The organism is Flavobacterium sp. 22659 (genome assembly GCF_052044235.1).
GTDB lineage: Bacteria > Bacteroidota > Bacteroidia > Flavobacteriales > Flavobacteriaceae > Flavobacterium > Flavobacterium johnsoniae.
This window is the reverse complement of the sequence record NZ_JBQEMU010000006.1, coordinates 122,627-134,448: the sequence shown is the minus strand read 5'-3', so window position 1 is coordinate 134,448 and position 11,822 is coordinate 122,627. Positions and strand designations below refer to the sequence as shown.

The following is an 11,822-nucleotide window of genomic DNA, read 5'->3' as shown; positions in this document are numbered from 1 at the left end:
CAGATACCGAAATCAAAGAATATGACAACAATATCCTCTGCGACTACTTTTCAAAACCGAAAAGCAGCATTAGAAAAAGAACATAAAACATTAATCGAACAAAAAAATGCACCGCAGGAAAATGCCGGAAACGGAATTTATCAGCGTTATCAAAATCCTGTGGTTACCGCATCACATGTTCCGTTAAACTGGCGTTTTGATTTAAATGAAAAAACAAATCCGTTTTTACAGGAAAGAATCGGGATGAATGCCGCTTTCAATGCCGGAGCCATGAAATGGAACGGAAAATACCTTTTGGCCGTACGCGTAGAAGGTATTGACAGAAAATCATTTTTTGCCATTGCAGAAAGTCCAAACGGCGTAGATAATTTCAAATTTTGGGACAAACCGTGTGTAATTCCTCAAACCGAAGAACCAGACACCAACGTTTACGATATGCGTTTAATAAACCACGAAGACGGCTGGGTGTATGGTATTTTTTGCACCGAAAGAAAAGACCCAAAAGCTCCAAAAGGCGATACAAGTTCGGCTGTAGCCAATGCAGGAATCGTACGCTCAAAAGATTTAGTAAACTGGGAAAGACTGCCGGATTTAATTTCGAATACAGGACAACAGCGAAATGTAGTTTTACATCCTGAATTTATAAACGGAAAATACGCCCTTTATACACGTCCGCAAGACGGTTTTATAGATGTTGGTTCTGGAGGCGGAATTGGTTTAGGATATGTTGATGACATGACAAATCCTGTTGTAAAAGATGAAAAAATCATTTTTGGAAAACAATATCATACCATTTATGAATTAAAAAACGGACTTGGCCCTGCTCCTATTAAAACCGAAAAAGGCTGGTTACATCTTGCACACGGAGTTCGTAACACCGCTGCAGGATTACGATACACTTTATATATGTTCATGACTGATTTAAATGATATTTCGAAAGTAACTCACGTTCCCGCAGGTCATTTTATGGGTCCGGAAGGTATCGAAAGAGTTGGCGATGTATCGAATGTTTTGTTCTCTAACGGATGGATTGAAGATGAAGACGGAACTGTGTATGTATATTACGCATCATCAGACACAAGAATGCATGTTGCTGTTTCTTCTGTAGAAAAATTAGTCGATTATGTTATTAATACTCCGGCAGATACTTTTATTTCAGCAGGTTCTGTTGAAACAATAATCAATCAGATTGAAAAAAATAACGCAATATAATACAACGTGCCAGCAAATCTAAAACAGCTTAAATCTGAATTGACAGCCGAACTTGACTCGATTTTAAATTATTGGTCAAAACATACGCTCGATAATCAAAATGAAGGTTTTGTGGGGCAGATTGATTTCAACGATCATATTGTTGCCAATGCAGAAAAAGGTTCCGTTTTGAATTCCAGAATTCTATGGACATTTTCATCCAGTTATCAGATCACAAAAAAAGAAAAACACAAAGAAATTGCAAAAAGAGCTTTTGAATATCTTTCCAAATACTTCTATGATCCTGAATTTAACGGACTTTTTTGGAGCATAAACGCTGATAAAACACCAAAAGACACTAAAAACCAAATCTATGCCCTAGCTTTTGCTATTTATGGATTATCTGAGTATTATGTTATTTCTCAAGATCAAAAAGCTTTAGAAACTGCTGTTAATTTATATAAAAGCATACAAAAATACAGTTACGATCCTGTAAACAAAGGCTATCTCGAAGCTTTTACACGCAATTGGCAGCCTATTGAAGATTTACGTTTAAGCGACAAAGACGCCAACGAAAAAAAGACGATGAACACGCATTTGCATATCATTGAAGCATATGCCAATTTATTTAAAGTCTGGAAAGATGAAACACTCAAAAAAGACAGCATCGAACTATTAGAAACAATAGAAAAACATTTTATTAATACCGAAACCGGACATCTTCGTTTGTTTTTTGATGAAAACTGGATCGAAAAACCAGACGTAATTTCATACGGACACGACATCGAAGCAGCCTGGCTTTTATTGCAATGTGCCGAAGTTTTAGAAGAGAAAAACCTAATTAACAATTATAAAAAATACGCTGTTCAAATTGCCGAAGTTACCAAAGAAGGATTAGATACTGATGGCGGATTATGGTACGAGTTTGAACCTAAAGAAAACGAATTAATTGCCGAAAAACACTGGTGGGTTCAGGCAGAAGCGCTGATTGGTTTTTACAATGCTTATCAATTAACGGGAAAAGAAGAATATCTGGAGATTGTTTTTGAAAACTGGAATTTCATTAAAAAACACATTCTGGATCATAAAAATGGTGAATGGTTCTGGGGAATTTACAAAGATTATTCATTGATCGAAAAAGACAAAGCTGGTTTTTGGAAATGTCCTTATCACAATAGCCGCGCCTGTTTAGAACTTATTAACCGAATTAAAACTTAAAAAAAATGAAGACTGCATTTCTTAAAATAGCATTTATAAGCCTCACTGTTCTAGCATTTATAAGTTGTTCTTCTGATAAAGAAGCAGGTCCTGTCATCATAATAGATCCAGTGGTAGAAGCAGATCCTTTAACAACTCAAAATGCTCCAACATTTATGGTCGATGCAAATGCAACAAAAGAAACCGTGGCTTTATTTTATAATTTAAAAAGACTTGCCAAAACTAAAACGGCAATTGGCCAGCAAGATGCGTTTAACAGCTTTTACCAGGATGCCGGCGGAGATTCTGACATCAAAAAAAACACAGGCTACGATCCGGCAGTTTTAGGTTCAGATTTCATGTTTATTACAGACAAAAACAATAATAACCAAGCAGATAACTGGTTTTATCAGCAGGAACAAAAAATTGTAAGCGATGTTAAAGCCGCTTACGCAAAAGGAATAATCAACACATTTTGCTGGCATTTGAGAGAACCTAACAAAGAAGATTCTTTTTATGCTGCCGATATGACAGCAGAACAAAAAGCAACAGCATTTAAAAGCATTTTACCCGGCGGAGCAAACAATGAATGGTACAAAAGAAATTAGATAAAATAGCCAGCGTTATTTTAAATCTAAAAGGTTCTAATAGTGAATTGATTCCAGTAATTTTCAGACCCTTTCATGAATTTGACGGAAGCTGGTTTTGGTGGGGTGCCAGTTTTTGCACGCCCGAAGAATACAAGCAGGCTTTTCAGTTTACTGTTGATTATTTAAAAAACACAAAAGGGGTTCACAATATTCTCTATGCTTTTTCTCCTGATAATTCATACACAACCGAAGCCAATTATTTAAGCCGTTATCCGGGAGATAAATATGTCGATATTATAGGAATGGATAATTATGGTGATTTCAATAACCAAGGTCAAACAGGATCTGACAAAGCAAATGCAAAACTGAAAATTCTTTCTGATTACGCTAAAGCAAAAGTAAAAATCGCAGCTTTAACCGAAACAGGTTATCGCGTTACCAGTAGAACGCCGGCCATTACAGATTGGTTTTCGACTTTATTATACAAAGCTTTAACCAAAAATGATATTCAGATAAGTTATGTCATGTTTTGGAACAATAACAAAGACGGGTATTATGTACCAACCGGTTCAGTTTCTAACGCAGTAGATTTTAAAACGTATATTTCTAAAACAAAATCAGCATTATTAAACACACTGCCTAAAATGTATGAAATGCCGAAATAGCACAAAGTAAGTCATTGCGAGGAACGAAGCAACCACACTAACAATAAGCACATTTGCTGATAAAGTAAAGGAATGAGATTGCTTCGTTCCTCGCAATGACAATAACAAAACAAACCATGAAAAATAAACTTCTCAAAACCTTCAGCTTATCTTTAATTTTCTCCATAATTGCTTGTCAGGCACAGGAAAGAATTACTGTAAAAGGAAATGAATTCTTTAAAGGTGATAAACCTTACGCTTACATTGGAACCAATTATTGGTACGGAAGCATGCTTGCCTCAAAGAAAATTGGCGATCGAAAAAGACTGCTTCGTGAATTGGATGTAATGAAGAAAAACGGAATTGATAATTTGCGTATTTTAGTTGGGGCTGATGGCGGAAAATACGATTTTACAGTTCGTCCAGCATTGCAATACGAGCAGGGAAAATATGACGAAGATTTATTAGACGGATTGGATTTTCTTATCAGCGAAATGAGCAAACGTAAAATGTATGCCGTTTTATACCTAACCAATAACTGGGAATGGTCTGGCGGAATGTCACAATATTTAGAATGGAATGGTAAAGGCGCAATTCCAGTTCCGAATATTCCACCAAATACCTGGCCTCAATTTATGTCGTATACAGAACAATTTCACAGCTGCGAACCTTGCATGGAAGCACTGAACAATCATGTAAAATTTATTATTGGCAGAACAAACGCTTATTCTAAAAAGAAATACAACGAAGACAATACCATTATGTCTTGGCAGGTTGGAAACGAACCTAGGCTTTTTACGATAGAAAATGAAGCAAAATTCACCAAATGGCTCAATAATATTGTGGATTTGATCGACAGTTTAGACAAAAATCATTTGGTTTCTACAGGTTCTGAAGGAAAAAACAGTTCTAATGACAGTATGGAAATCTTCGAAAGAACACATAAAAACCCAAATATTGATTATTTAACGATGCACATCTGGCCTAAAAACTGGAACTGGTTTAAAGCAGATAATGCCGAAGCTACAATACCTGCAACAATAGAAAATGCTGGTAAATATATTGATGCCCATATTAAAGTGGCAGACAATTTAAAAAGACCAATCATCATTGAAGAATTTGGACTTCCGAGAGAAAATGAAAACTTGAATGCAGGAGCATCATCTATTTACAGAGATAAATTTTACAGTTATATTTTTGGAAGAGTTGCAGAAAGTGTCAAAAATAACGGTCCTTTAAGAGCTGCAAATTTCTGGGGTTACGGAGGCGAAGGAAAAGCAGTTCATCCAGACGGAAAATGGAATCCGGGAGAGCCTTTCACAACAGATCCACCGCAAGAACCACAAGGTTTAAATTCGGTTTTTAATGAAGATAAATCAACATTGGAAATTGTCAAAAAATACAATTTAGAATTAAAGAAAAAGTAATTTCTCCATATAAGCTGAAATTAAAATTCCGTAGGAATGATTTATATTGCAGCAACGGATTTCAATCCGTTGAATAAAAAGATCAACCTAATAGAAGAGTTCCGTAGGAACGTAACACATGATACTGCAAATAAAATGTTTCGATCCTACGGATCTCTTTTATTGATGCATTTATAAATAACCGGATTGAAATCCGGCCCTAAAATATTAATCGAGCCTTAGGCTATTTTCTAAACTGAACTTATATAACTTATATGGTTTAAAAAACATCCAGATGAAAAATGCAATTATTCTTTTTTGTTTATTATTTCTAAATCTTTCTTTTTCACAGCAAAAACAGAACTTTACTGTTAATTCTCCTAATGGAAAAATCGAAGTTACAGTTGCTGTGAGTGATAAAATTTCATGGACGATTTGGCATCAAAAAGATTTGATTTTGGCACCTTCTGAAATGTCGATGACTTTAGATAAAAATACCGTTTTAGGAAAAAATCCGGTTGTACTAAATACAAAAAAAGAAAGTGTAAATACTGAATTTGAAACACCTTTATACAAAAAGAAAACAGTTCAAAATAAATACAATCAGCTTGTTTTAAATTTTAAAAATGATTTCAGCATCGAATTTCGCGTTTTTGATGATGGCGCTGCTTATCGCTTTATTACCAAAAAGAAAAAGAATATTACTGTAAAATGGGAAAACGTTTCTTTAAATTTCGATCAGGATTACAATACTTTAATGCCGTATGTGCGTGATTTAAGAAACCCTAAAGATCAATTTATTTCTTCATTTGAATCGCATTACGAAAACAAAAAAATAAGCGGATTTTCTAAAGATACTCTAGCTTTTTCTCCTTTTTTAATTGATTATAAAAACCACAAAAAAGCCGTTTTTCTGGAAGCTGATTTAGAAGATTATCCAGGGCTTTTTGTAACCAATAATAAAAACAAAACAGGTTTTGAATCTCGTTTTTCTAAATATCCAACTCAAGAAACCAACGGCGGATTCAACTACCTCAACAAGTTAATTACCGAAAGAGCTGATTATTTAGTTAAAACCAAAGGAACGAGGACTTTTCCGTGGAGAGCGATTGTTATTACTGAAAATGATGCAGCTTTAGCCAATAATGATATGGTTCAGAAATTAGCCGAACCATCCAAAATAAAAGATATTTCGTGGATAAAACCCGGAAAGGTGGCTTGGGACTGGTGGAACGACTGGAATATTTACAACGTTGATTTTAAAGCGGGAATTAATACGCAGACTTATAAATATTACATTGATTTTGCTTCTAAAAACAAAGTTGAATATGTGGTTTTGGATGAAGGCTGGAGTGTTGAAACCGACATTATGAAACACAATCCAAATGTAGATTTGGAAGCTTTAATTGCTTACGCGAAAGAACGAAATGTTGGTATTATTTTGTGGGCTTCGTGGATGGCTTTGCATGAAAATATTGATAGCGTTTTTGACAATTATGCTAAATTGGGTGTAAAAGGTTTCAAAGTTGATTTCATTGATCGTGACGATGCTAAGATGGTCAATTCGGTTTATGAAATTGCTCAAAAAGCAGCCAATCATAAACTGATAATTGATTTTCACGGTATGTACAAGCCAACTGGAATTCAACGAACGTATCCAAATATTTTAAATTTTGAAGGCGTAAAAGGTCTTGAAAATAATAAATGGACACCAAATGATGATGTCCCATTATACGACACCACAATTCCGTTTATCAGAATGATGGCAGGTCCAATGGATTATACGCCGGGAGCAATGAGAAATGCGACAAAAAGCGAGTTCAAACCTAGCCACTCCAACCCAATGAGCCAGGGAACAAGATGTCACCAGCTTGCACTTTACACGATTTTTGAAGCCCCTTTGCAAATGATGGCCGACAGCCCAACTGCTTTTATGAAAGAGCAGGAAAGCACTGATTTTATTGCTAAAGTTCCAACGACTTTTGATGAAACTGCTGCTCTTGATGGAGAAGTTGGAAAATACGTTTCAATTGCCCGAAGAAAAGGAAATACATGGTATTTAGGCGCAATAACAAATTGGGATTCCAGAGACATTACAATTGATTTTTCTTTCCTTGAAAAAGGCAAAAAATTTCAAGCAGAAATTTTCTCAGACGGCTTAAACGCCGACAAAGCTGCAACCGATTATAAAAAAGAAATTGTTACTGTTGATTCATCCACAAAACTAACATATCGATTAGCAAACGGCGGTGGATTAGCGATGATTATCAAATAAAATCCATTTCTATAAACAAAACCGACAGGTTTTAAAAACCTGTCGGGTTATAATATCTAAACATGACGTCGACGCACAGAAGCGCGTATCTACGATTATGTATTTTTACGAATTAACAATTTATAATTCACAATTCACCATTAAGATAATATCTTCTCAATTGCATTCAATTCATCATGCGAAAACTCAGTATTTTGCAGACAATCAATATTATTGCATAATTGTTTTACAGAACTAGCGCCAATTAAAACCGACGTAATTCGTTTATCTTTTTGAAGCCAAGCCAAAGCCATTTGCGCCAAAGACTGGTTTCTATTCTGAGCAATTTCATTCAGCTGCATTAATTTCTGAATGCGTTCCTGTGTTACCTCATCTTCTTTCAAATGTCCGTTTGGATTATGTGCTCTTGAGTTTTCTGGAATTCCGTTTAAATATTTATCCGTTAAAAGTCCTTGTGCCAAAGGCGAAAATGCAATACAGCCCACTCCTTTTTCTTCCAAAACATCTAATAATCCGTTTTCAACCCAGCGCTCCAGCATTGAATATTTCGCCTGATGAATCAAACATGGTGTTCCTAATTGTTTTAAAACATCAACCGCAACTCTGGTTTGTTCGGCAGAATAATTACTAATTCCAACATACAAAGCTTTTCCGCTTCTAACTGCATGATCAAGTGCCATCATAGTTTCTTCAATCGGCGTTTCTGGATCTGGACGATGTGAGTAAAAAATATCAACATAATCAATACTCATTCGTTTTAAACTCTGATCTAAACTCGAAAGCAGATATTTTCGTGAACCCCAATCTCCATAAGGACCGTCCCACATCGTGTAACCTGCTTTAGTAGAAATCACGATTTCATCACGCAGATTTCCCTGAAAATTATGCCACAAGATTTTCCCAAAGTTTTCCTCAGCCGATCCTGGAACCGGCCCGTAATTATTCGCTAAATCAAAATGAGTAATTCCTTTATCAAAAGCTTCAATAGCGATACTTTCGGCATTTTCAAAATTATCAACCGAACCGAAGTTATGCCACAATCCTAAGGAAATCTCTGGAAGAAGCAATCCGCTTTTCCCGCATCTGTTATATTTCATTGTTTTATTTTAAAGTTGGAGTTTTAATAGATTTTAAAAATACAAAAATCTCCCTCAGATTTAGCCGATTTAGGAGATAAAAAAATATGCCTAATTTGCTAAATCTGCGAGAGAAAATTAGAAATCTAATTCATTTTTAATTTTGTAAATTTGTTTAAAATTTAAAATTATGAATAATAATTGGCAAAATTTAATTTCAATAAATCCAGATATCAGATTTGGCAAACCTATAATAACAGGAACTAGAATTTGTGTATCAGATATTCTTTCGTGGTTGTCTACAGGAATGTCTTTTGAAGAAATTATTGAAGACTTCCCAGAATTAAATAAAGAACACATTCTTGCTGCTTTAGCTTTTGCTGCCAATAGAGAGAATATTACAAAAATAATTGCGGCATAATGAAACTTCTTTTAGATGCCAATATATCTTGGAGAATAACCAAACTTATCGAGAATGATTTCTCAGGTTGTTTTCATTCTAAAGATATTCCCGTAAATCAACCTGCAAAAGATTTAGAAATTTGGGATTATGCTAGAAAAAACAGTTTTACTATTCTCACGCATGATGATGATTTTGAAAAATTATTACTTCTTAAAGGAGTTCCTCCAAAAGTAATTATTTTAAAAACCTTTAATAAAAACACAAAACAAATAGCTGAACTTTTAATTTCAAAAAAAGAAATCATTGAATCATTTGTATTAAATGATGAATTAATGATTTTAGAGATTTATTAAATTCAATCTCGCAAAGACGCTAAATCGCAAAGTTTATTTTTTTTATATTTAAGATTGAATTTCGTCCAGCTTTAGCTGGATGTGAAAATAGCAAATATCAAAAAAGGCTTTAGCCAAACTGTCGTTAGTTTGGCTAAAGCCTTTTTCTATTCAAATCTTATTACCCTAGCTGAAGCTAGAGGCTATTCAAAAAAACTTTGAAACTTTGTCCCTTTGCCCCTTTGCCCCTTTTAACCTCAAAAAACTATTCTTTTATCTCAAACCCACTTTGCAAACCTTTATCAGAACTTCCTCCAACCATAATTTTAAAAGTTCCTGGTTCTACTAAATAAGTTCCTTCGTTATTATAAAAACCAAGTTCTTTATCCGTTAAAGTAAAAGTTACCGTTTTAGTTTCACTTTTTTTCAGGTTAACCAATTCAAAACCTTTTAGTTCTTTTATTGGGCGAACGATACTTGCATATTCATCGTGAATATACAATTGCACCACTTCTTTTCCGTCATAATTCCCTGAGTTGGTAACCTCAACACTTACCTGAACCTTTTCTCCTTTTGCAAAAGAAGTTTTATTTAGTTTCAGGTTTTTATAATCAAAAGTCGTATAACTCAATCCAAAACCATACGGAAACTGAGGTGTTTTTTCCACATCCATATAATGCGACCAAAAAACATTTTTATCGCTGTCAATTGGTCTTCCTGTACTGTATTTGTTATAGTAAATTGGAACCTGACCTACATTTCTAGGAAACGACATTGGCAGTTTCCCACTTGGGTTGTAATCACCGTATAAAACCTGTGCAATTGCATTTCCTGCCTGAGTACCTAAATGCCAAGCCTCAACAATTGCTGGAACATTTTCTGCCGCCCACGGAATACTCAACGGACGACCATTATTTAAAACCAAAACCACATTTGGATTTACCTTATAAATTTCTTCTAATAATTCCTGTTGCAAACCAGGCAGGTTTAAATCTGTACGACTTCTTCCCTCACCGCTCTGGAAACCATATTCACCTAAAACCATTACCACAACATCGGCATTTTTTGCTGCTTTTTTAGCCGCTTCAAATCCGCTTTTGTCAGTTGTATTGAAAACTGTTTCCGTTAAGAAAGTTGCTTTTTGTTTTAGTAAATCAACTCCTTTTTCAAAAGTCAGCTGATTGTCTTTGTATTGCTGCATTCCTTCTAAAACCGAAACGGCAGTATCATCAGAAGCCGCAATTCTCCAGCTTCCCAACGGACTGTTTTTATCATTTGCCAAAGCACCTATCAAAGCGATTTTCTGCCCTGATTTCTTTAGCGGAAGCAGATTCTTTTCGTTCTTCAATAAAACGATAGATTTCTTTGCCATATCCAAAACGCCTTCGTTGTTGGCTTTACTTCCAACAACTTCTTTTTCGCGTTTTTCATCACAATATCGGTACGGATCATCAAATAATCCCAATTCAAATTTCACACGAAGAATTCTACGAACAGCATCATCAACCAAAGCTTCTTTTACTTTTCCGGATTTTACCAAATCAACCAGTTTTGCCACATATAAATACGATTCCATATCCATATCAGAACCTGCAATTACCGCTTTTGCTGTTGCATCGGCTTCATCTTTTGCATAGCCGTGTGCGATCATTTCGCGAATCGAAGCATAGTCAGAAATTACAAATCCGTCAAACTTCCATTTTCCTTTTAAAATATCTCTTTGTAAAAAAGCATTTCCCGTTGCAGGAACACCATTCAAAGTATTAAACGAATTCATAAACGTACGAACTCCAGCTTCAACCGTCGCTTCAAAAGGAGGCAGAACTGAATTGTACAATTTAGAATTACTTATATCTACAATATTGTATTCTAAACCAGCTTCAACATAACCATACGCAGCAAAGTGTTTTGCACAAGCCGCAATTGTATTTACTTTTTGAAGATCTGCTACAGTTTCTCCCTGAAAACCTTTTACTCTTGCATAACCAACTTTACTTCCTAAATACGGATCTTCTCCCGCGCCTTCCATCACACGTCCCCAGCGCGCATCATTTGCCACATCTACATTTGGTCCAAATGTCCAGTTAATTCCAGATGCCGAAGCTTCATCTGCCGCAATTGCAGCCGACTTTTTAATCGCTTCTAAATCCCAACTTGCCGCTTCTGCCAACGGAATTGGACTTAACGTTTTATAACCATGTATTACATCAAAACCAATAATTAACGGAATTCCCAAACGCGTTTCTTCAACCGCAATCTTCTGCACGGCACGAACTTCTTTTACACCGCGAACCGTTAACATTGAACCTACCAATCCTTTTCTTAAATGTTCGTATTTTAATTCAGCTGTTCCGCCTTTTGGAGCTGGTCCCGTCACGTCCCAAAAACCGTTATATTGGTTCATCTGCCCCACTTTCTCCTCCAGCGTCATTAAAGGCAAAAGCAAATCAATTCTTTGCTCAATAGTTTTGTTTTTATCCAAATACGGCTTTTTTTGTGCATTCATATTTCCAACAGTAAACAGGGACAAAACCCCAATAATTATTATTTTTTTATTTTTCATGGTTAGTTAGTTTTTTTTAAGCTTCTAAGGTGCTGAGATACTAAGATTCTAAGGTTAACATTTTGGGCGTGTCCCTCCGGGTCGGGCTATCCGTTTCAAGTCCTCGCACTTCCTTCGTCAGGCTGTGGGCTTTTCACTTCTATCC

The 11,822-nt window shown here is 35.4% G+C and carries 10 protein-coding genes; 8 read left to right on the top strand and 2 right to left on the bottom strand.

Annotated features, from left to right (window positions below; genetic code table 11):
• The first annotated feature begins 21 nt into the window (after window positions 1–21).
• The 6 genes from ACTJIW_RS08780 to ACTJIW_RS08755 all read left to right on the top strand — a co-directional run bounded on the left by ACTJIW_RS08780 (window position 22) and on the right by ACTJIW_RS08755 (window position 7,303).
• Window positions 22–1,212, top strand: coding sequence for a glycoside hydrolase family 130 protein (locus tag ACTJIW_RS08780; RefSeq protein WP_012026920.1), 1,191 nt, complete (start codon window positions 22–24; stop codon window positions 1,210–1,212).
• A gap of 6 nt (window positions 1,213–1,218) precedes the next feature.
• Entirely contained in the window at window positions 1,219–2,409 is a 1,191-nt protein-coding gene (locus ACTJIW_RS08775) for an AGE family epimerase/isomerase (RefSeq protein WP_440715198.1), read from the top strand.
• Between the two features lie 5 nt (window positions 2,410–2,414).
• Entirely contained in the window at window positions 2,415–2,996 is a 582-nt protein-coding gene (locus ACTJIW_RS08770) for a glycosyl hydrolase (protein WP_440715199.1), read from the top strand.
• A complete protein-coding gene (locus ACTJIW_RS08765) occupies window positions 2,978–3,643 on the top strand; it encodes a glycoside hydrolase family 26 protein (RefSeq protein WP_440715200.1) in 666 nt (221 codons plus the stop codon). Before ACTJIW_RS08770 ends, ACTJIW_RS08765 begins: the two co-directional genes overlap by 19 nt.
• A 116-nt stretch (window positions 3,644–3,759) precedes the next feature.
• The gene (locus ACTJIW_RS08760; RefSeq protein ID WP_440715201.1) at window positions 3,760–5,049 is read left to right on the top strand and encodes a glycoside hydrolase 5 family protein; all 1,290 of its coding nucleotides are present in this window, start codon (window positions 3,760–3,762) and stop codon (window positions 5,047–5,049) included.
• A 274-nt stretch (window positions 5,050–5,323) separates the two neighbouring features.
• Window positions 5,324–7,303 carry a glycoside hydrolase family 97 protein gene (locus tag ACTJIW_RS08755; RefSeq protein WP_440715202.1) on the top strand — a complete coding sequence of 660 codons (1,980 nt, stop codon included), beginning with the start codon at window positions 5,324–5,326 and terminating at the stop codon, window positions 7,301–7,303.
• 140 nt (window positions 7,304–7,443) lie between these two features.
• Here the strand turns inward: ACTJIW_RS08755 and mgrA are convergent, their stop codons facing one another.
• Window positions 7,444–8,400, bottom strand: coding sequence for an L-glyceraldehyde 3-phosphate reductase (gene mgrA, locus ACTJIW_RS08750; protein ID WP_440715203.1), 957 nt, complete (start codon window positions 8,398–8,400; stop codon window positions 7,444–7,446).
• A 169-nt stretch (window positions 8,401–8,569) separates the two neighbouring features.
• Between mgrA and ACTJIW_RS08745 the strand changes: the two genes are divergently transcribed.
• Both ACTJIW_RS08745 and ACTJIW_RS08740 read left to right on the top strand, forming a co-directional pair.
• Window positions 8,570–8,800 (top strand): DUF433 domain-containing protein, encoded by a 231-nt coding sequence (locus tag ACTJIW_RS08745; protein ID WP_121360374.1) that lies wholly within the window; start codon window positions 8,570–8,572, stop codon window positions 8,798–8,800.
• Window positions 8,800–9,135: a DUF5615 family PIN-like protein gene (locus tag ACTJIW_RS08740; RefSeq protein WP_012026927.1), complete on the top strand. Its 336-nt coding sequence runs from the start codon at window positions 8,800–8,802 to the stop codon at window positions 9,133–9,135. Before ACTJIW_RS08745 ends, ACTJIW_RS08740 begins: the two co-directional genes overlap by 1 nt.
• A gap of 244 nt (window positions 9,136–9,379) precedes the next feature.
• Here the strand turns inward: ACTJIW_RS08740 and bglX are convergent, their stop codons facing one another.
• Window positions 9,380–11,677, bottom strand: a complete 2,298-nt coding sequence (gene bglX, locus ACTJIW_RS08735; RefSeq protein WP_440715204.1) for a beta-glucosidase BglX — start codon at window positions 11,675–11,677, stop codon at window positions 9,380–9,382.
• Window positions 11,678–11,822: the final 145 nt, after the last annotated feature.

Excerpts from the sequence above, each read along its gene's own strand:
- ACTJIW_RS08780 (WP_012026920.1), top strand. The coding sequence starts at position 22 with ATGACAACAATATCCTCTGCGACTACTTTTCAAAACCGAAAAGCAGCA.
- ACTJIW_RS08770 (WP_440715199.1), top strand. The coding sequence starts at position 2,415 with ATGAAGACTGCATTTCTTAAAATAGCATTTATAAGCCTCACTGTTCTA.
- ACTJIW_RS08765 (WP_440715200.1), top strand. The coding sequence starts at position 2,978 with ATGGTACAAAAGAAATTAGATAAAATAGCCAGCGTTATTTTAAATCTA.
- ACTJIW_RS08760 (WP_440715201.1), top strand. The coding sequence starts at position 3,760 with ATGAAAAATAAACTTCTCAAAACCTTCAGCTTATCTTTAATTTTCTCC.
- ACTJIW_RS08755 (WP_440715202.1), top strand. The coding sequence starts at position 5,324 with ATGAAAAATGCAATTATTCTTTTTTGTTTATTATTTCTAAATCTTTCT.
- mgrA (WP_440715203.1), bottom strand. The coding sequence starts at position 8,400 with ATGAAATATAACAGATGCGGGAAAAGCGGATTGCTTCTTCCAGAGATT.
- ACTJIW_RS08745 (WP_121360374.1), top strand. The coding sequence starts at position 8,570 with ATGAATAATAATTGGCAAAATTTAATTTCAATAAATCCAGATATCAGA.
- ACTJIW_RS08740 (WP_012026927.1), top strand. The coding sequence starts at position 8,800 with ATGAAACTTCTTTTAGATGCCAATATATCTTGGAGAATAACCAAACTT.
- bglX (WP_440715204.1), bottom strand. The coding sequence starts at position 11,677 with ATGAAAAATAAAAAAATAATAATTATTGGGGTTTTGTCCCTGTTTACT.